21 protein-coding genes are annotated in these 17732 nt (G+C 69.0%); 2 read left to right on the top strand and 19 right to left on the bottom strand.

What is annotated here, in order from left to right; genetic code table 11:
- Nucleotides 1-79: 79 nt before the first annotated feature.
- Both ACG04Q_RS11750 and ACG04Q_RS11755 read right to left on the bottom strand, forming a co-directional pair.
- Nucleotides 80-652 carry a hypothetical protein gene (locus ACG04Q_RS11750; protein ID WP_394511106.1) on the bottom strand — a complete coding sequence of 191 codons (573 nt, stop codon included), beginning with the start codon at nt 650-652 and terminating at the stop codon, nt 80-82.
- Entirely contained in the window at nt 642-1547 is a 906-nt protein-coding gene (locus tag ACG04Q_RS11755) for an HDOD domain-containing protein (protein ID WP_394511107.1), read from the bottom strand. Before ACG04Q_RS11755 ends, ACG04Q_RS11750 begins: the two co-directional genes overlap by 11 nt.
- A 125-nt stretch (nt 1548-1672) precedes the next feature.
- On the opposite strand from ACG04Q_RS11755, the gene ACG04Q_RS11760 reads away from it, so the two are divergent.
- The gene (locus tag ACG04Q_RS11760) at nt 1673-2290 is read left to right on the top strand and encodes a transglutaminase-like cysteine peptidase (RefSeq protein WP_394511108.1); all 618 of its coding nucleotides are present in this window, start codon (nt 1673-1675) and stop codon (nt 2288-2290) included.
- Between the two features lie 19 nt (nt 2291-2309).
- On the top strand, nt 2310-4223 hold the full coding sequence (locus ACG04Q_RS11765; protein ID WP_394511109.1) for a bifunctional diguanylate cyclase/phosphodiesterase: 1914 nt from the start codon (nt 2310-2312) through the stop codon (nt 4221-4223).
- Nucleotides 4224-4466: 243 nt separating this feature from the next.
- Here the strand turns inward: ACG04Q_RS11765 and ACG04Q_RS11770 are convergent, their stop codons facing one another.
- From ACG04Q_RS11770 to ACG04Q_RS11850, 17 genes are read right to left on the bottom strand one after another with little or no spacing between them, the layout of a single operon-like run.
- Nucleotides 4467-5156: a tail fiber protein gene (locus ACG04Q_RS11770; protein ID WP_394511110.1), complete on the bottom strand. Its 690-nt coding sequence runs from the start codon at nt 5154-5156 to the stop codon at nt 4467-4469.
- A gap of 28 nt (nt 5157-5184) precedes the next feature.
- Nucleotides 5185-5895: a YmfQ family protein gene (locus ACG04Q_RS11775; RefSeq protein WP_394511111.1), complete on the bottom strand. Its 711-nt coding sequence runs from the start codon at nt 5893-5895 to the stop codon at nt 5185-5187.
- Nucleotides 5895-6263: a hypothetical protein gene (locus ACG04Q_RS11780; RefSeq protein ID WP_394511112.1), complete on the bottom strand. Its 369-nt coding sequence runs from the start codon at nt 6261-6263 to the stop codon at nt 5895-5897. The genes ACG04Q_RS11775 and ACG04Q_RS11780 overlap by 1 nt, the downstream gene beginning before the upstream one ends.
- 10 nt (nt 6264-6273) lie before the next feature.
- Nucleotides 6274-6750, bottom strand: a complete 477-nt coding sequence (locus tag ACG04Q_RS11785; protein WP_394511113.1) for a hypothetical protein — start codon at nt 6748-6750, stop codon at nt 6274-6276.
- A gap of 3 nt (nt 6751-6753) precedes the next feature.
- Nucleotides 6754-9177 (bottom strand): hypothetical protein, encoded by a 2424-nt coding sequence (locus tag ACG04Q_RS11790; RefSeq protein WP_394511114.1) that lies wholly within the window; start codon nt 9175-9177, stop codon nt 6754-6756.
- A 2-nt stretch (nt 9178-9179) separates the two neighbouring features.
- On the bottom strand, nt 9180-10232 hold the full coding sequence (locus ACG04Q_RS11795) for a baseplate J/gp47 family protein (protein WP_394511115.1): 1053 nt from the start codon (nt 10230-10232) through the stop codon (nt 9180-9182).
- Entirely contained in the window at nt 10233-10682 is a 450-nt protein-coding gene (locus ACG04Q_RS11800) for a phage GP46 family protein (RefSeq protein ID WP_394511116.1), read from the bottom strand.
- 3 nt (nt 10683-10685) lie between these two features.
- Entirely contained in the window at nt 10686-11303 is a 618-nt protein-coding gene (locus ACG04Q_RS11805; protein ID WP_394511117.1) for a phage baseplate assembly protein V, read from the bottom strand.
- Nucleotides 11303-12376: a phage baseplate assembly protein gene (locus ACG04Q_RS11810; RefSeq protein WP_394511118.1), complete on the bottom strand. Its 1074-nt coding sequence runs from the start codon at nt 12374-12376 to the stop codon at nt 11303-11305. The genes ACG04Q_RS11805 and ACG04Q_RS11810 overlap by 1 nt, the downstream gene beginning before the upstream one ends.
- The gene (locus ACG04Q_RS11815; RefSeq protein ID WP_394511119.1) at nt 12369-13574 is read right to left on the bottom strand and encodes a DNA circularization protein; all 1206 of its coding nucleotides are present in this window, start codon (nt 13572-13574) and stop codon (nt 12369-12371) included. Before ACG04Q_RS11815 ends, ACG04Q_RS11810 begins: the two co-directional genes overlap by 8 nt.
- The gene (locus tag ACG04Q_RS11820) at nt 13571-15052 is read right to left on the bottom strand and encodes a phage tail tape measure protein (protein ID WP_394511120.1); all 1482 of its coding nucleotides are present in this window, start codon (nt 15050-15052) and stop codon (nt 13571-13573) included. The genes ACG04Q_RS11815 and ACG04Q_RS11820 overlap by 4 nt, the downstream gene beginning before the upstream one ends.
- A gap of 3 nt (nt 15053-15055) precedes the next feature.
- Nucleotides 15056-15301, bottom strand: coding sequence for a GpE family phage tail protein (locus ACG04Q_RS11825; protein WP_394511121.1), 246 nt, complete (start codon nt 15299-15301; stop codon nt 15056-15058).
- Nucleotides 15190-15486, bottom strand: a complete 297-nt coding sequence (locus ACG04Q_RS11830; RefSeq protein WP_394511122.1) for a phage tail assembly protein — start codon at nt 15484-15486, stop codon at nt 15190-15192. Before ACG04Q_RS11830 ends, ACG04Q_RS11825 begins: the two co-directional genes overlap by 112 nt.
- Entirely contained in the window at nt 15483-15845 is a 363-nt protein-coding gene (locus ACG04Q_RS11835) for a phage tail tube protein (RefSeq protein ID WP_394511123.1), read from the bottom strand. Before ACG04Q_RS11835 ends, ACG04Q_RS11830 begins: the two co-directional genes overlap by 4 nt.
- Nucleotides 15846-15848: 3 nt before the next feature.
- Nucleotides 15849-16028 (bottom strand): hypothetical protein, encoded by a 180-nt coding sequence (locus tag ACG04Q_RS11840; protein ID WP_394511124.1) that lies wholly within the window; start codon nt 16026-16028, stop codon nt 15849-15851.
- 35 nt (nt 16029-16063) lie between these two features.
- Nucleotides 16064-17524 (bottom strand): phage tail sheath subtilisin-like domain-containing protein, encoded by a 1461-nt coding sequence (locus ACG04Q_RS11845; protein WP_394511125.1) that lies wholly within the window; start codon nt 17522-17524, stop codon nt 16064-16066.
- Between the two features lie 14 nt (nt 17525-17538).
- The gene (locus tag ACG04Q_RS11850; RefSeq protein WP_394511126.1) at nt 17539-17730 is read right to left on the bottom strand and encodes a DUF2635 domain-containing protein; all 192 of its coding nucleotides are present in this window, start codon (nt 17728-17730) and stop codon (nt 17539-17541) included.
- Between the last annotated feature and the right edge of the window lie 2 nt (nt 17731-17732).

Below are 17732 nucleotides of genomic sequence, written 5' to 3' on the forward strand. Positions count from 1 at the left end.
GGGTTCTCTCCAGGATGGCGGTCCGGGGCGTTGCCCCGGCCGAGGCGTGCGATGGTAGCGGCCCGGGGCAGGTGCCGATTCACAGTGCCGATTCGTACATGCCCGGGCAATTGGCCGTGCCGAAGCGGTCCACCGGCAGGCGAAAGCGCTGGCCCACGCGCAGTTGTTGCCAGCGGGCCGGGTCGACGCGGCAGACCCAGGCGTGGTTGGCGCGGTCGCGCAGTTCGATCTCGTAGAAGGCCTCGCGCCGGCCCAGCCGCTCGCCGCCGGGCTCGCCGGGTGCGGCCATGCGCAGCGGCGGGCGCGGCCAGTCGGGCCGGTCCTCGGGGCCGCCTTCGGCCTTGACGATCCAGCTGCGCCGCCAGGCCAGCTGCGTGTAGCGGCAATGCTCGGCCGGCTCGGCGCGGCGGCCGCTGGGGTCGGCCATCAGGCGGCGCGTGACGTCGCGGGCGTCGGCGGGCAGCTCGTCGCACCAGTCCGAGCCGGACTCGGCGCGCAGCCGCTCGATGACGATCTCGTAGCGCCAGCTGCGCTTGACCAGCTCCACCGCCACGCCCGACGGGCCGAGGAAATGCCAGCCCAGCGTGGCCGTGGTGCCCACCACCATCGCCGCGAGCACGATGACCCGCAGGCGCGGGAGCCTAGGCCGCATCGAACTGCGCGACGACGGCTTCCTCCCAGTGGCTGAGCTCGTCCCAGCCGATGTGCAGCCAGTCCAGCGCAGCCTGGTGGTGGCCGGCCCAGTCGGCGTCCTCCGGCAGGCCTTCGTGGCGGCGCATCAGGTGCTCGGCGATCAGGCCTGCGGCGATCAGCGTGTGCACCTCCGGGTCGATGTCGGCATGGCCCAGCGCCGCATAGTCGTGGTGCAGCCGGATGGCTGCCATCAGCGTCGGTGGCAGGTTCCACACGCGCACGACGAGGGCACCGACGACCGCGTGGTCGGTTCGGTGGTTGGCGTTCTCGGTGGCGATGTAGGGGCGGTCGATGCGCGCGCCGGCCTCCACCATCGTGGCCGCGTAGCCGCGCATGCTCTGCAGCAGCACCGGCATGCCCACGTGCAGGAACAGCCCGAAGCTGTGCGCCAGGTCGGGCGACAGCCCCGGCAGTTCGCGGGCGATGGTGGCCATCGCGACGGCGCGCTTGGCGCTGCGCTCCCAGAAGCGCGCCAGCTGCGGCGAGTTCACGGGGATGGCGTGCTGTACCAGGAAGCCGGTCATGACGGCCACACTCTCGCGCAGGCCGATGCGCGTCATGGCCTGGCCCACCGTCGTGCAGGGCAGGCCGACGGGCTTGAACAGCGGTCCGTTGGCAATGCGCAGCAGCGTCGCGGCCATGGCCACGTCGCTGGATGCGATGCGGGCGACGAGGTTGAGGTCGGGCTCCGGCTGGCTCATGGCCTGCTGCAGCTGCGCCAGCAGCTCGGGGCAGGGTGGGATCTGGATCTGCTGCAACGGGCCGCGGCGGCGCGACTGGTCGATGTCGTCACGGATCTGCTGCGTGCGGGTGCCAGGGGGGGCGCTGGCGTGGGAAGGTGCCGGGTTCTGCATGATCCGAAAATCTTAGAGGTGCAACCGGCGGTTACAGTGAAATCAACCGCTGCCCGCCGTCAATCTTGCCGACTTCGCCCACCTGTTTCGCCCTGTCACTGCGTCCGAGCCGCTGGTGGCTGGCCGTGCTGGCAGCCGTGCCGGTGCTGGTGGCGGCCGCCTACGACGCGGCCCGCGTGCTGGAGGCTGCCGCGGAGCGGGGGCCGCGCGTTGTGGAGCAGGCGCAGGCGCTGGTACAGCAGATCGACCGCAGCGGCACCCAGCCCGACGAGCTGCAGCGGCTCAAGGACATCAACGATTTCTTCAACCGCCGCCTGGCCTTCCGCGACGACGCCGTCACCTGGGGCCTGCCCGACTACTGGGCCTCCCCGCTGGAGAGCCTGGACAAGCGCGCCGGCGATTGCGAGGACTACGCCATCGCCAAGTACTTCAGCCTGGCCGCGACGGGGGTGCCCACGGCCAAGCTGCGCATGGTGTACGTGCGGGCGCGGCTCTCGGGGCAGTCGCTGGCGCACATGGTGCTGGCCTACTATGCCCAGCCGGGCGCCGAGCCGCTGATCCTGGACAACCTGCGGCCCGAGGTGCTGCCCGCGTCGCTGCGCGGCGACCTGACGCCGGTGTTCAGCTTCAACACCGAGGGGCTGTGGCAGGGCACGGGCCAGGTCACGGCGGGCGACCCGCTGGCGCGGCTGTCGCTGTGGCGGGAACTGGTCGCGAAGGTGCGCGCGGAGGGCTTCATATGAGGGAAACAACATGTCGTTGATGCGGCAGATCGCCTGGCTGGTGCTCGGCGTGGTGCTGGCGGCGCTGGTGGGCGCCGTGGGGCTGTCCACGCTGTCGGCGCGGCAGCTGATGCAGACCCAGCTGCAGACCAAGAACGCCGACAACGCGCAGGCGCTGGCGCTGGCGCTGTCGCAGCAGCAAGGCGATGCGGAGCTCATCAAGCTGCTGATTTCGGCGCAGTACGACACCGGCGCCTACGAGTTCGTGCGCTGGCGCGATGCGCAGGGCCAGCTGCGCTTCGAGCGCACCGGCGCCGTCCGGCCGGGCCAGGCGCCGGGCTGGTTCCGCGGCCTCGTCGGCATCGATGCCGCGCCGGGCGTCGCGCAGCTGTCCAACGGCTGGAACGCCATCGGCGCGGTGGAGCTGAAGAGCCATGCCAGCTATGCCTACGACACGCTGTGGCTGGCGTCGCGCCGGCTGCTGGCCTGGCTGCTGGGCGTGGGCATCGTCGCGGCGCTGGTGGCCTGGGCGGGCCTGCGCCGCATCCGCCGCCCGCTGGACGCCGCCGTGGCGCAGGCGGAGGGCGTGCTGGCAGGCAGCTACGGCCAGGTCGTCGAGCCGCGCGTGCCCGAGCTGCAGCGGCTGACGCGGGCGATGAATGCGATGGTGCAGCGCGTGCGCGAGCTGTTCGAGGCGCAGGCCGGCCAGCTGCTGGTGCTGCGCGAGCAGGTGCATCACGACGCGCTCACCGGTGTGTCCACGCGCCGGCACTTCCTGGCCGAGCTGGACGCCGCGCTGCAGCGCGACGACGGCCCGGTCATCGCCGGCCTCGTGCTGGTGCGGCTGCGTGACCTGGCTGGCCTGAACGCCCGGCTGGGCCGCGGCGCGGTGGACGACGTGCTGCTCACCATCGTGACGGCGCTGCAGGCCTATCCGGAGTCCGTGCCCGGCTGCCGTGTGGGCCGGCTCAACGGCGGGGACTTCGCGCTGTGGCTGCCCGCCCAGGGCGTGGCCGCCGAGACGGCCCATGCACTGGCCGACGCGCTGCGCGCCAGCCTGCCGGCCTTCGGCCCCGGCGTGCAGGTGGCGCTGGGCGCCATCGAGCTGCCGCGCGAGCGGCCCGGCAGCGTCTGGCTGGGTGAGGCCGACGCCGCGCTCGCGCGGGCCGAGCACCTGAGCGAGTCGCGCGGCGGCTTCGTCGTCGAGGTGGTGGCCGACCCCGGCGTGGGCCGTGAGCAGGGCGAGGGCCTGTGGCGGGCGCAGTTGCAGGAGGCGGTGGCGCTGGAGCGCGGCCGGCTGGTGGAGTTCCCGGTGCGCGACCGTGGCGGGCGCGTGCTGCACCTGGAGAGCCCTCTGGAGCTGCAGCTGGAGGGCGGCTTCGTGCCAGCCGCCGGGTGGCTACCGCTGGCGCTGCGGGCGCGCATGACCGCCGCCGTGGACCTGTTCGCCGTGGGGCTCGCGTTGAAGGCCATTGCCGCGGACGGCCGCGCCCGCTGCATCAACGTGGCGCCGGCGTCGCTGGCCGATGCCGGCTTCCTGCCGCAGCTGCGCGAACTGCTGGGCCAGTGGCCGCAGGCGGCGCGCTCGCTGCTGCTGGACCTGGCGGAGGCGGCGGCCACCGATCACTTCGAGCGGCTGCTGGAGCTGGGGCGGCAGTTGCGGCCGCTGGGCGTCAAGCTGGGGCTGGAGCATGCCGGCGCCGGGCTGGCACAGGTGGAGCGGCTGTACCAGGCGGGGCTGGACTACGTGAAGCTGGACGCGTCGGTGCTGCTGGGCGTGGCCGGCGAGGCGGGCCGCGCGGCGTTCGTGCGCGGCATGGTCATCATGCTGCGCAGCCTGGCGCTGAAGGTCTATGGCGAGGGTGTCGTCGACGAGATGGATGCGCAGGCGCTGTGGGACTGCGAGCTGGACGGGATCACCGGGCCGTGGGTGACGGCGAGTGGTGGTTTGTGAGTGTTGGTTGGCTTTGCGGAGTTGGCTGCTGATCGGTGCATTGCCGGGAGTCCCGCCCGGCGGCGGGGTAACTTTCTTCTGCGGCGCCAGAAGAAAGTCACCAAAGAAGAGGCGCTGAACCGCACGCGAGCACCGTGTCGCCGACAACGGCGCGCGAAAACGCTCAGCTTCTGTAAAGCGCCAATTGGTCTGAGGCATCACGACAGATGATCTGCGGCATCAGACCAAGTGTCGCAAAACCGGCTAGACCTTGATGCAGTACAGCACGGCCACGTTCCTCGGTCGGGTCTCGTTCCCGATCACGCCGGCCGGGTTGACGACGCCGTCGTAATCACTGCCGTCGTTGGTGTGGTACCAATAGTTGTCGTAGTCGGTGCCGTTCGTACCCTGGCGGCCGCCAGTGTTCGACGTGCCGAAGAAGCCGCTGCCGGCGCCGGCTTCGCCCAAGCAGTTCAAGTGCTTGTGGCGTTCGATCTGGTCAGCCTGGCTACTAGCCAACGCGCGCCCAACGTCGACACCTCGGCCATTGTCCCAGCCGCGCAGGAACTCGCCACGCAGGTCCGGCAAGCGAATCTGGCCGGCCGGCGCCGCCCCCCAGGTGGTGCCCAGCGCAGCCGCGAGCGCGGGATGCGCCGCGGCGGCGAACGTCCCGCCGTTGCACTCAAGCCAGCCCTCCGGCACGACCGATACCGCGAACGCTTGGATCGCGCCAGGCGGCAGCGCAGCTGCAACCAGCGTGCGGATGGCCGCCAGGAGCTGCGCGTTGTTCGGCTTGGCCAAAGCCACCCCAGTGGCCTCCACAACGCTCGCGATCTCTTCTTGCACGGCATTCAGCCAGTCGTCGGTGACTACCGTTGCGGGTGTGCCGACACCGGGGTCGCCCTCCGTGAACTGGCCGCCAGGCGCAGCTGCAGGTCCGTCGATTCGATGCATGGTTGAAGTCCCTTTGAAAGCCGGTCAATCAGGCGCCGGCATAGGCGAACAGGACGCGCGTGTGCGCGGGCTTGTAGCGGTTGAACTGGCACTCCAGCACCTCATTGCTCCAGGCGCGCAACGGCTCGCCGGCCGCACCGGCTCCGGCGCGAAAGGGGGTGACGGAAACCGACGTGGGCACGTTGACGCGCCATGTGTGCGCCCAACCATCGCCAGTAAAGGTGATGCCTGCCGCCGTGGCCGCGGCGGCTGAAGCGAACTCATCGATGGTGATGGCATAGCCCAGACGCGCCGCCAACTGGACGAAGAAGCGACGGCTCTGACCGCCGACAGCCGTCAGCCGGCCCTCAAGAGCCTGGCGCCGCTGTGCCACTGTCTGGGCCAGCGTGACGCAAGGGTCGGGCAGGCCCACTACGCGCTCCCAGTCCGGCAGCAGCTCGGTGGTGGCGGCTGGATCAGTCTCCGCCAGTAGCAGCGCCGCGCGCGCGTCGAGGCGGGCAAGCTCAGCAGCCAGCCCACCGACGAATCGCATCAGCTGCGACTGCGGATCGCGCGGCCAGGCGCCGCCGGTCGGGAGCAGCGCGGCCAGCGCGTCTCGGTACTCTTCTTCCGTGCGGCTCGACACGCCGAACTGCTGCTGCATCTTGGGCTCCCAGATCAGGTAGGCCGAGCCGAACACCACGAAGCTGCCATCGCCCGTGGTGACGTAGACGTGGTCATAGGTCGGACCACCTGGCATCACGACTCGCCGCGTTCTTCAACGACAGCCACGCCGTCGTTGAACCCCGTTTCGTTGATTGGCTTGCCGTCTTCGCCCAGTTGGAGCGGCGCGCAGAGCCATTCGTACAGGCTGGCGATGGACACAGCCTCAAACGAGGCCAGCGGGCACACACGCTGAATCACCTCCGTCGGCACCAGGTCATCTCGCTGATCCCACCGCTTTGCAGCCTCTCGGTCAGAGAACGACGTGATGTTGATGTAGGCCAGAGCCATGAAGCCCGCGGCACGATGCGGAGGGTCGATGGCGCGGGTGATGCGCACGGTGTCGATGCGGTGGTAGTTCATGACGGCGCCGTCAGGGCGCTTCATTGCCAGTTCGATTCCCATTGAAGTTCCCTCAAGCGTTCTCTGTGATGAGCTGCCAAGTGCCGCCGCCGATCACGGTCGCGTCACTGCCATCCGTTGATACGTAGTAGTTGCCACTCGATGAGATGTAGCTGCCCTCACCATCGAGCCACAGCACACGAGGGCTTGCCATCTGGGCCCAAGCACCAAAGCCGATGGATGAGCTCGCCGCGCCGGCTGCCTTTGTGAACTTCACCCACAGCTCACTGGCCCCGCTACCGACCGGCGCCGCCCAATCGGCCCCAACGTTTGTCGTTCCGTCCGGGTTCAGCGACAGCTCGACGTATCCGTACTGACCGTTGAACAGGTGGCTGCCGGTGGCCGCCGCGCCGCCAGCGAACACGTTGTTCCATACGCCGCCGCGATTCACGAAGGCCGTCTTGACCCGGTGCCAGACACCGCCGCGGTTGACCCACAGCTGCTTGACCTGGTACCAGGTGCCACCCTTGTTGACCCAGAACTGCGGCATGGCTCAGACGATGAAATGAAGATCACCGTCCGCGCCGCCGGTCGGCGCAGCGGAGCTTGACGTGATCGTCATGTTGTTGGTGTCCAGCACCGAACCCACGCGCGAGTAGTTCGCGATCTTCATGCGGCCGCCGGCGGACGACGCACCAGCGCCCAGCACCACGGTGCCGTCGACCGTCGCCGCCTCAGACATCGCGCCGCCGTCGCTGGTGCCCAGCACGACCGCACCCTTGCTGCCTTTGCCGTAGAAGATGCCGGCGATGCCGCCCGTGCTTTGGGAGAAGACGCCGTGACCGCCGGCAGTGATGAACGCACCGTAGCCGGAGCCGGCGCGAACGCGCAGGCCACTTCCCACCCACGACTCGTGGCCGAAGCGGCCAGCGAAGTAGCTACCCCAGTCGGAGTCATAGGACTCACCGATCTGCGCCACCTGAAGGTAGGAGCCACTCAGCGTCGAGTAGATGCGAACGTCGTTCGCCTCGTTGATCGTGACGCGCTTTGCGCCTGGCACGTCGGACTGATAGAAGCCCGCGGTGATTGAGCCCGCGATCAAGGTGCCCATGTTCCCGGAGATCGCCGAGAGGTACGGGACCGACAACTTGCCCGCCGCGATGGTGGCATCGCCGATGACCGCCGCAGGCACGACGAGCGTCGAAACACCGTTGACCGTGCCTAGCACCATCATCTGGCTAGGCGCCGCGTTCGGGTTGCTGTCCGGCACGAACAAGATACGGCCAGCCTGAAGGATCAGCTCACTACCACCAGTGCCATCGCTTGGCGCCGTCGAGGCCAGGCCGACATAGCCGATCACCGGCCTCCCATCCGAGCGCGTGGCCACCGTCTTCAGCGCGAACTGGGCCTGGAGGCCGCCCGCACCAGCGACAGCCGTCTGAAGCGTGCTCACCGAGCTGTTCAGCGACGACAGCGGCCCGTTGTACTCGCTGCGCAGCGTGGTGGCTTGGGTAGCCAGCGCCGAGTCCGACTGGGCCCTCGTGTAGGCGTAGGTCAGCGCCGTGGAGAGCGAGCTGTAGATGTCGCCGCCCGCATTCAGGCGGGCGTTGATCGGATTGAACTCGCTGCGCAGCGTCGATGCGCTACTGGCGATGGCCGAGTCGGTCTGCGCCTTGGTGTAGGCGTAGGTCGACGCATTGGCGATGGCCGTGGCGATGTCGCCTCCCGCGTTCAGGCGGGCCTTTATGACGTCGTCTGCGCTGGTGAACGAGCTGGTGAGGCTGGTGCTCAGCGAAGACAGCGCGCCGTCGACCTGGGCCTTCGTGTAGGCATAGGTCGACGCGGTGGCGATGGCGTTGGCAATGTCACCGCCGGCATTCAGCCGGGCCTTGATGACGTCGTCGGCCGCGGTGTAGGAACTCGTCAGTGTCGTGCCGAGCGACGACAGGGCACTGTCACTCTGCGCCTTGGTGTAGGCGTAGCTGTTCGCCGTCGCCAATGACGTGTAGATGTCGCCACCTGGGTTCAGGCGGTTGTTGATCGGCGTGAACTCGCTGCGCAGCGTCGAGCCGAGCGATGAAAGCGCGCCGTCGGTCTGCGCCTTCGTGTAGGCATAGGTCGCGAGCGACGCCAGCGACGTGGCAATGTCGCCGGTGTTCAGCCGAGCGGTGATGGTGTCCACGCGCGAGCCGAGGGCCGTGTCCCGGTCCGAGCTGGCCTGCGCCTCATTGCTGATCCGCGTGTTCAGCGACGTGTCGCCGGCCTGGTAGTTCGTCGTCAGCGTCGCAGCCGACGCAGCAATCGCTGAGTCGATGGTGGCCTTGCTGTACGAGTAGCTCAGCGCCGTTGCGATAGCGCTGAAGATGTCGCCCCCGCTGTTCAGCCGTGCAGTCACCGTGTCGATGCGCGCGCCCAGAGCAGTGTCGCGGTCCTGGCTGAGGCCGATCTCGGTCGTGATGCGCGAGTTGATGCCCGAGTCGCCGGCCTGGTACGCGGCGACCAGCGTCGTCTGCAGCTCGCCGATGGCTGTAGAGATCGCGTTCGCCCGGTCCTGCGCCTCGGCGAGCAGCGCCAGCGACCGCGCCGCAGCCTCGTCCGCCAACCGCTTGTTGACACTGTTGGTCGTGGTGGCGTCCGCCGTGATGAGGTCGATGGTGGCCTGCAGGCTGGCGTGCAGCTGGCCGAGGTCGATCTTCCCGACCAGGTCATCCAGCAGCGCGTCCACATCAGCCCAGGGCTGGCCTTCGCCGATGCCGGTGATGATGGCCTTGAGGCGAGCGCCGACGCTGCCGACTGGATAGTCGAGCAGCGGGTTGAAGGCCATCACGCCGGCACCACGATCCGCGCGCGAGGGGTCGGCCAGGTCGCCCAGGTACGCGACCACGTCGCGCCGGATGCGCAGCCGCAGGCGGCGCAGGATCAAGTCCTCGATCAGCTCCAGGCCGTCGTCTTCGGTGATGGCGATGGTTTGCGGCATGCTCAGCTCCAGGTGATAGTGCCCAGCACCGGCATCTCGCCCGGGTCGTGCTCGACGTCGGCAGTCGGCGTGACCAGCACACTGTTCGTCTCTCCCGCGGCCACGCTGATCGCCTCGCGCAGATGGCTGAGCAGGATCGTGCCGCCCGGCATGGCTTCACGCTGCAGCACGTCGGCCAGCTCGGCCTGCACAGCGGCCCGCACCGCGGTTGTGTTCGGGGTGAGCTGGATCGTCATGTTCAGCGCGGCCTGCGTCGGCGCCTCGACCGTCACCTGGGCGCACACCGGCCGCAGCTCGTCGATGTAGGCCTGGACCGCGGCAACCTCGGCCGAATCAGGGATGAGGCTTGCGTCACCGTCGCGCACGAAGCGCACAACCACCGTGCCTGGGCCGTTCTCCAGGGGGTAGACCCACGCACGTGTGACGCCCGCAACCTCAAGTGCCCAGGCCTCGTAGTCGTTCCTGGCGCCGCCCATCGGCGGCTGCTGGATGCGCGCCAGCACGCGCCCGCGCAGCGCCGCGTCGTCTTCGTGATCGGCGCCCTGCGTCAGCCCGCCAGCGGCGACGGCAGCTACCGTGTTCACACCGGACACCGGCGCCGTGAAGGCCATCCGCGTGCCGGCGTCGGCATTGCCACCCACGCCAGCCGTCAGTGCGGCCACCGGCACGTTGGCCGCGCCGGCCACCAGCACCGCATCGGCCGTCGTCGTGTAGCCCATGCCGTCGCTCCGCTGGAGCTGCGTGCCAGCGGGCACCACCACGCCCGCAGTTCCCGTCACCGAGACAGGCCCAGCCGCGAATGCCGCCGGCACCCGCTGTACGCCCCAGATGCCTGCGAAGCGATCGAGGAAAACAGTCTCGGCCGTGTCCACCATGAGCTGTTGCGCCAGCCAGTCCAGGTAGCCGTAGAGGCCGTGGACAGCTCCCGCATGCATGCGCCCCAGCACCGCCAGGTTGCTGCGGCGCAGACGCGCGTCGGCACCCGGCAGCGCGGCCTCGATGTCGGCCGCCGCGCGCGCGATCAGGTCGGTGAGCGATGGTCGTGCGAACGGCATTTACTGCCCCTTCCAGAAAGACTCGAAACGGAACTGAACAACAGGCCGTGCGCTGCGCGTGATCGTCACGGCCAGCGCCAACACCTCGCCGGCCTGGCCCGCCGCCTCTGCAGTCACCGCCACGCTGCGAGCGACGCCATCGGTGATCAGCCACTGCAGCGCCTCGCGGGCGTACAGCTCGGCCCGACTCATCACCTCGGCCGTGCGCTTCTCGCGCGCGAGCAGCCACAGGCGCGAGCCGATCCGGTCACCACTTGCGTCGGCGTAGGCATCGCCCCACCAGCCCCGCCGCGCTGTCGCGGCGACACCAGCCTCGCCGTTGTCGGCAACCCTGTCGGTGAACAGGCTGATCACCACGCCCGTCTCCAGGCCGTCGTCCTCGTCAAGCGAAGGCCCCGACAGGCGCCAGTCGCCGCCGAGGCCGATCCAGGCAGTGCGGATGTCAGCCATGCGTCACATCCCCGGCGTCGGCGTGGCCGACGTGCCGTGCTTGTGGCCGTTGTAGGTGGTGCGCATCCCGGCCATCGTCTTGGCCCCGCCCTGGTCGGCCACGTTGCCCTGTGCGGCGATGTTGGCGTCTGAGCTGATGTCGCCGTCGACGTGCAGGGTTGCGTTGAGTTCAGCCGCTCCGTCGACCGTGAGCGTGCCGCGCACGACCAGGTCGCCGCTGCACTCGACGAGTGGTGTACGAACGTCCACCTTCGTTGCCGCCAGCACTTCGATGGTCCCGCCGCGCTTGATGACGATGTGGTCCCCCTCGTCGGTGTAGATGGCCACCTCGCCCTCGGCCAGGCCGGTGAGGCGGTAGCGCCGGTCATCCACCGCCACGACGATGACGTGGTCGCGGCTACCCGCCACGCTCACCGCCACGCCCTCGGCGCCCGGCATCGGATGGCTGGTGAAACCGTAGTTCTGGAAGCGCTCCACATCACCGCGCAACTCGTCGGCCAGCAGCGCCACCTGGAGACTCTGCATCTTGGTGCCGTCGTCGACGAGCTGCAGCACCGCGCGGCCAATCATGAGCTGCACGCGCTGGGCCAGCGGGCGAAGCATGCGCTGCAGGCCGGGCATCACTTGGCTTCTCCCTTGGCGGGCAGCGTCCAGAACGCGCCCTGCGCGTCAGGCGCCTTCAGCGGCAGCAGCGTGAAGGCGTCAGCGCGCGTCATCGTGAGCGTAGTGGTGGAGCCACCACCCTCGGCCAGGCTGAACTCGACGCCCGTCACGAGCAGCTCATCGCTGACGTGCTGCTCCTCGGAGACAACCTTGACGCGCGTGTTCGGCGCCCACAACCCGCCGGCGTGCCGCCAGCCCTGCACCTTGCCGGTCACGGTCAGCGAGCGAGCAGCGCGGCTGTTGGCCTCCCACTGCGCGCGCTGCTGCAGCGTCGCTGCGATGTCCGGCGCATCCGCGGTGATGACGAGAGGCCGGTAGCGGCGAACGCCCGGATCGGCCGCCTTCGCGGCGACCTGGGCCGCCGATGCACCGCTGAGCCAGTCCGTGCCCGGCGCCTGGCCCTTCAGCAGGTAAGAGCTGAAGCGGTCCTTCAGGTCCAGCTTGACGCGGCAGGACAGAAGGTTCACACCCATCTCCAGCACCGTCGCGACGCGCGTCTCGCCGGCCCTGGTGATGAGCAGCCCGCCCTTCCCGTCGCTCACCAGCAGCAGCGCACGAATGCGGGCCGCGCGCGAAATGGCCTCGAAGACGCTCTCACCCTCTTGCAGCGCAAAGCTCGTCAGGGCCTTGCCGGTGTCCACGTCAGCAGACACGCGAATGTCGAACGGCGCCGCCAGCTCGGCCGCGATCTGCTCGATCCGCAGCCCACGCCACTGGCCGCTCTTGCGCACGGCGCCGCAGTCGATCAGGTCGGCCACCTTGTCCCGACCGGCGACGGAGATCAGGTGGCTCGCAGCGTCCAGGTCGCTCTCGGCTTCGTCGACAAAACCCGTGATGACCGTCTGGCCGCCCACGGTCAGCTCGCAGGCGTCGCCAGCCCGCACCTGGCGCGGCGCCTCCACACCAGGCCAGCGCTCGGACACGACCAGGCTGAACCCGCCAGCCGCGTGCTCGATGCTCCGCGTGATGCTCACGGACTCCCAGCCCGCATGGCTGCGGCCGGCCGCGAGCAGCTCCACCAGCTCAGCCATCCGCCAGCACCTCCAGCGGCACGGCGCCCGGCACGAACAGCGGATGCCGGATGCGGTTGCGGGCAAGCAGCTCCGGCTCGCGCGACGCATCCGCGTAGAGCTGCTGCGCCAGCGCCAGGCTGGGCAATGTGGCCGCCGGCGACCAGGCGACCAGGCGAGCCAGGTCAGCGCCACGGGCGGCGATGTCGCGCACGACAGCCGAGCGCAGCCCGCGCAGCGCGTCATACACCTCGTCGGCCAGGCCGTCGCGCTCCATCGCGTCCGTGAGCCCGTCGACCAGCTCATCACGCGCCGCGGCCGCAGCCTCATAGCTGTCGAATTCCACGCGCGCCGCGGCGCGCGCACCCTCGGCCAGCGCCGCCACACGCACAAGCTGCACCAGCTCCGCCTGGTTGGCGGCCTGCGCCTTGCGGCTCGACGTGGCCGGCACGATCAAAGGGAGGTCAGCGCCAAAGCGGTACAGCGACCGCGCCAGGCTCAGCGCATCCTCCGGCGTCTCGGCAACACCGCGCACCAGCGCCTTGATGTTGCCGACGAGGGCCTGCGCGGCCGACGCGGGCGAGTAGATGAGGTCCACCAGCTCACGGCGCTGGGCGTCAATGTCGCGCTGCAGCTCGGCCACCTTGCTGGCGGCACCACGCACCAGCGCCACGGCCGACTCGATGCCGCCGAGCGCCTTGCCGAAGATGCCAGCGCTCGCCTGCGCCACGAACGCGGGCTTGCCTTGCACACTGTGGCGGCGCTCGAAGTTGCTTTGCACGGCCGCCGAAGCGAAGTCCGCCTTGGCAACAGCCGTCGCCGACGTGCTCTCGGCTGCGGTCGTGAAGATGTTCTCGCCTGACTCGACAAACGCGATCTTGAACGACGCCTTGCCGCCTTCGGCTGTGCTTTCGCTCAGGCTGCATTCGGCCGCGGAGCAAGTCATCTCGCCGAGATAGGGATGCACCAGCAGCCCGGGCCCGGCCGCGTCCAGCGCCGTCGCCAGCGCGTCGCGCGCCGCCATGTAGTCCGGCCCCAGCACATAGGCCACGACGTTGATCGTCCGAGTGCGGCGGCCGAGGTCTTCGGCATACGGCTTGTCGCGCTGCGGGAACTCGTGGACGTGCACGCGGCGGCCGAGCGCCGTCTCGTGGTTGTCCACGAAGAATGGCACGCCGCGGAACGTTGCCGGCTTCAGCTGATCACGCCACGTGCTCACGGCATCCCCATCGCGGCGCCGCCGTAGACATCGAAGTCCATCACGCTGCCCGGCGCCTTGCGCATCTCGCGCACGCGCGGCTTGCCGTCACCGTCGATCTCGATCTTCAGCGTACCGCCCAACTCCGGGCGGATCGGCGAGCCCACCGCCTGCGGGACCGCGCTGGCGCGGCCGACAGCTGTGCTCACGGGATACGCATGGTTGGCGCCGCTCTTCATCCACTCAGGCAGCCAGCCGGTGACCTTGTCGCGCGCCCACTCGAACTTCTTGACGATGCCGTCCCACAGGTCCGTGAACCATTTCTTGATCGGCTCCCAGTTCTTGTAGACGAGGTACACCGCCCCCGCGATGGCGCCCACCGCCAGCAAGAACCAGCCCAGCGGCGTCAGCGCCAGCGCACCGGACAGGATGCCGATGGCCTTCACCATCTCGAACACCGCCCACACGCCTTTGGCGCCCATCACCGAGGCGAACACCACCATCAGCGTGTCCCACCCGCCGAACGCCTGCGCCACCGTGTCCATGATGCCTAGCAGCACGATCAGGCCCTTGGCGATCTGGCCCAGCGACGCCAGCACCTTGGGCATCTTCTCGATGACCGCGGACAGGAAGCGGCCGATCTTGTCGCCCAGCTCCGCGCGGCTGGCGGCGTTCATGTCGGCCACCTTCTTGAGCATCGCATCCAGCCCAGGCAGTGCGATGCGCGTGATTGAGGCGAGCAGCCCGCGAAGGCTGAACTCGAATCGGTCGAGGTTGTCGGCCGTGTCAGCGAACTGGCCGGCCTGCTCTTCGGTGAGCGTGCCGAACTTGTCGGCCTCGTCGTACAGCGCCTGAAACGCCTTGCTGCCCTGGTTGAGCATCTGGATCATCTCGGCGCCGCCGCGACCCATCAGCGCACGGGTGAGCGCGATCTTCTTCTCGGCGTTCTGGCCGCCATTGCCCACCTTCTCGAAGCGGTCGGCGATGGCCTCGAACACCTGCACAGCGTTCATGCGGCGCAGCTGCTGCACCGAGAGGCCCACACGCGTGAACCACAGCTGCATCTCCTTCGAGCCGTTGATCGCCTCGACCATGTTCTGCGACAGGAACTGCAGCGACGCCGCCATGTCCTGCTCGCTGCTGCCGCTCATCTGCGCCGCGTAGCCCAGCCGCTGGAACTGCTGGATGGGGACGTTCAGCTTCTTGGACGCGTCGCCCATCTCGTCGATGCGGCGGATGGTCGAGACCATCACGGCGAACGCGCCACCCATCGACAAGGCGGCCACACCCGGCAGCGCGGCGATGCGGCTCTTCACCCCATCGAAGGCGCCCTGCAGCTTGTCCAGGCCGCTGTTCTCGACCAGGCCGTTGATCGACGCACGGAGCTTGCGATAGGGTGCCGTCGCGCGCTCGACGGACTTCTCCACGGCCTTGTTGATGCCGGTGAGCTTGCTGGTGGCCTTGTCGACCGCGTCGATGACGAACTGGAGCTTGAGCATGGGTCAGGTGGCGCCGTGGAACTTCTTCATCAGGCGAACGGCCTGGGCATGCCAGGCCGCCATCTCGTCCATCGTCAGCTCGTCCAGCACGCTGGGCGGCCAGTGGAAGACGAAGGCCAGTTCGGCCTGGACGTCGTTCAGGTCGTGGGGGACACCCCGAAAAAATCGGAGGCCAGCTCCCCCGCCTTGAAGATGTCGGCAGCGTCCAGCTGGTCGAACGTGCTGGGCGGGATGCCAGCGCTGGCGCACACCAGCGCGGCGACAAACTCGCCGGTGCCCTTGTCCTTCGCGTTGAGCACCTTGCGAGCGTCCGAGCCCTTCAGGCGCCTGAAGGTCAGCTCGGTGAGCGTGTCCAGCACCTCACCCTTGGTGCTCTTCAGCTCGACCGGCACGAGCAGCGTGTACACGCGGTCCTGCATCACATCGGTGGTCATACGCCCATCTCCTCCAGCGGGTCGCAGGCGAACTTCAGCGCCACTTTGCCGCCGTCGCCGCTGGTCACTTCCAGCGCATCGGTGACGAAGGCATTGCGGCCCACGTAGGTCTGGCCGGTGTCGGCCTCGATGGTCAGCGTCGCGTCGGTGATGTCCTTCAGCGCGGCCAGGCTCATGCCCTGCGTCAGCACCAGCTCGCATTCCAGCTCGCCGGGCTCCGTCATCTCGCTGTAGCCGAGAACGCGGTTGCCCACGACCGGCGTGCGCTTGCTGCCGCCCAGCTTCCACTTGGGGCCGGGCATCGTTTCCAGCAGCGCGCCGTCCACCTTGATGTAGGCGCGCGAATGCGTCATGGGCATGGTTCAGTCCTCTTTCTCGTCCACCATCACGAACTGGCCGGCGGCAACATCCACCGTCACAGACTCGCCGGGCTTGAGGGCATGGCGAACCTCTTTGTTGGAGAGGTCACCCACCGTCACCACCATCACCGACAGGCACTTGGTCGAGCCCTCGGCGTCCTCGTTCTTGATCGTCGTTTTCATCGGGTTCAAAGTCCTTTCGCCTCGGCGAAAAAGCCTCAGAGGCGGAACTGCACCTGCGCCGCGAACACGCGGAACTGGTTGATGACGTCCGGCGGGATGACCGCGTCGACGCGGTTGGCGTCAGTGCTGCTGCGCTCCACCTTCAGGTCGAGCTTGAACTGCTCCAGGCCTTCGGCCAGGCCGGCGTCCATCCAGTCCATGAACAGCGCCACCAGCTCGGCGCGGATGACGTTGGGCGTCACCACGGCCTGCCCGGCACCGAACTGCGTGCCGTCGTTCGCCAGCTTGTGGCGCGGGAACTTGCTGCTGATGCGCGCGCGCACCGTGAATCGCAGGTACGCCAGCGTGCGCATCGTCTCGATGTCCAGGTAGCTCGGGTCTTCGACCCCGTAGCTGTTCGTCTGGTAGGTCGTGATCAGCCGCTCGATCAACACCAGGCCGCCCGTGTCCACCACCGTCGTGCTGATGCCGTCGTAGAGCGCCAGGTTGCGCTCGGACAGCGTCCAGCGGTCGCCGATGGCGGGCGGCAGGATGCCGGGCAGCACCAGCGTCTGGCGCGGCCGCGCCGGGTCAGCCTCGTAGGCATCCACGGCTGCAGCCACCGCGGCCCACACATAGGTCGGCGTGGGGCTCTTGCCGGCGCCCAGGATGGACTGGTGCGGGCTGTTGCGTGTGGCGCCTAGCGTCGTGGAGGCGGACAGCGTGCCGGCCACAGCCGTGAACGCATGCCCCTCCTTCTGGATCATCGGCCCCCAGCGAGACGTCAGCAGCGCCTCCACCTTGCCGAGGTTCGACGCGTCGGTGTAGGCGTGTGCGATGGTGTGGAACTGCTCATCGCCGATGGCCGTGATGGCGGCCTGCACATCCGGGTTGGCGGTGCCGCCCGTCATCGCCACGATGGCCGTGCCCAGGCCCTTGGGCGTGCGCTCGCCGCTGTAGTAGTTCAGGCGCAGGTCCAGCGCGTTGCCCACCTCGCCCTTGTGGCGCGCGGTGAACGTCACCACCGAGCCCGCCGCGGCTGCGGTCACGGGCAGCGTAGTGTCTGCCGTCACAGCAGCCGCCAGCGCGGTGGCCAGGCTCGCCGTGGTGGCCGCGCTGGCAACCGCGATCTGAACCAGCTGGCCGCCGATGTAAAGGTTCAGCGTGCCTGCTTCGGTCGGGCTGCCCGAGAAGGTGAGCGTCCCGGTGGCGGCCACGCCGGCGCCGTTGTCGTCCAGCGCAACGGCCCAGCATTCGGTGTAGCTGTTCGCCGCCTTCAGCGCGGCCAGCATGGCCGACAGCATGGAGCCCCGGCCGAAGGATGCCTCGGCTTGCGCGGCGCTGAGGATGCGCGTGGGCACTCCTGCGGCCACGGTACCGGCCGCCAGGCGCTGGCCGACGACGAGAATCTTGTGGCGCGCCAGTGGCAGCCCCTGCAGCGCACGCGAGTTGTCGAACTCGATGTACTGGCCCGGCGTGCGGATGTTGAGGGGAATGGTGTTGAAGGTGATCGACATCAGGTGTCTCCAGGTCAGTCGTCAGCGGTGCCGGCGGAAGCGGGCAGGCCCGGCGCCACCATCACGTCCTGGTCGACCAGGCGGCGGCTCCAGTACGTGTTCAGCGGCTTCAGCTCGCCGGCCGCCGGCAGCGGCTCGCGCGTGATGGGGTCTCGCACGGTCACGTCGGGCCGGGCGGGAATGAGATGCACGGTCTCGTCGGTCATCG

The sequence above is a fragment of the Pelomonas lactea genome, assembly GCF_043555885.1.
In the GTDB taxonomy this organism is placed as follows: Bacteria; Pseudomonadota; Gammaproteobacteria; order Burkholderiales; family Burkholderiaceae_C; genus Pelomonas; species Pelomonas lactea.

Excerpts from the sequence above, each read along its gene's own strand:
- ACG04Q_RS11755 (WP_394511107.1), bottom strand. The coding sequence starts at position 1,547 with ATGCAGAACCCGGCACCTTCCCACGCCAGCGCCCCCCCTGGCACCCGC.
- ACG04Q_RS11820 (WP_394511120.1), bottom strand. The coding sequence starts at position 15,052 with ATGCTCAAGCTCCAGTTCGTCATCGACGCGGTCGACAAGGCCACCAGC.
- ACG04Q_RS11775 (WP_394511111.1), bottom strand. The coding sequence starts at position 5,895 with ATGCCAGGTGGTCCGACCTATGACCACGTCTACGTCACCACGGGCGAT.
- ACG04Q_RS11805 (WP_394511117.1), bottom strand. The coding sequence starts at position 11,303 with ATGCCCGGCCTGCAGCGCATGCTTCGCCCGCTGGCCCAGCGCGTGCAG.
- ACG04Q_RS11770 (WP_394511110.1), bottom strand. The coding sequence starts at position 5,156 with ATGCATCGAATCGACGGACCTGCAGCTGCGCCTGGCGGCCAGTTCACG.
- ACG04Q_RS11840 (WP_394511124.1), bottom strand. The coding sequence starts at position 16,028 with ATGAAAACGACGATCAAGAACGAGGACGCCGAGGGCTCGACCAAGTGC.
- ACG04Q_RS11810 (WP_394511118.1), bottom strand. The coding sequence starts at position 12,376 with ATGGCTGAGCTGGTGGAGCTGCTCGCGGCCGGCCGCAGCCATGCGGGC.
- ACG04Q_RS11835 (WP_394511123.1), bottom strand. The coding sequence starts at position 15,845 with ATGCCCATGACGCATTCGCGCGCCTACATCAAGGTGGACGGCGCGCTG.
- ACG04Q_RS11830 (WP_394511122.1), bottom strand. The coding sequence starts at position 15,486 with ATGACCACCGATGTGATGCAGGACCGCGTGTACACGCTGCTCGTGCCG.
- ACG04Q_RS11765 (WP_394511109.1), top strand. The coding sequence starts at position 2,310 with ATGCGGCAGATCGCCTGGCTGGTGCTCGGCGTGGTGCTGGCGGCGCTG.
- ACG04Q_RS11795 (WP_394511115.1), bottom strand. The coding sequence starts at position 10,232 with ATGCCGTTCGCACGACCATCGCTCACCGACCTGATCGCGCGCGCGGCG.
- ACG04Q_RS11790 (WP_394511114.1), bottom strand. The coding sequence starts at position 9,177 with ATGCCGCAAACCATCGCCATCACCGAAGACGACGGCCTGGAGCTGATC.
- ACG04Q_RS11845 (WP_394511125.1), bottom strand. The coding sequence starts at position 17,524 with ATGTCGATCACCTTCAACACCATTCCCCTCAACATCCGCACGCCGGGC.
- ACG04Q_RS11750 (WP_394511106.1), bottom strand. The coding sequence starts at position 652 with ATGCGGCCTAGGCTCCCGCGCCTGCGGGTCATCGTGCTCGCGGCGATG.
- ACG04Q_RS11800 (WP_394511116.1), bottom strand. The coding sequence starts at position 10,682 with ATGGCTGACATCCGCACTGCCTGGATCGGCCTCGGCGGCGACTGGCGC.
- ACG04Q_RS11850 (WP_394511126.1), bottom strand. The coding sequence starts at position 17,730 with ATGACCGACGAGACCGTGCATCTCATTCCCGCCCGGCCCGACGTGACC.
- ACG04Q_RS11785 (WP_394511113.1), bottom strand. The coding sequence starts at position 6,750 with ATGCCGCAGTTCTGGGTCAACAAGGGTGGCACCTGGTACCAGGTCAAG.
- ACG04Q_RS11780 (WP_394511112.1), bottom strand. The coding sequence starts at position 6,263 with ATGGGAATCGAACTGGCAATGAAGCGCCCTGACGGCGCCGTCATGAAC.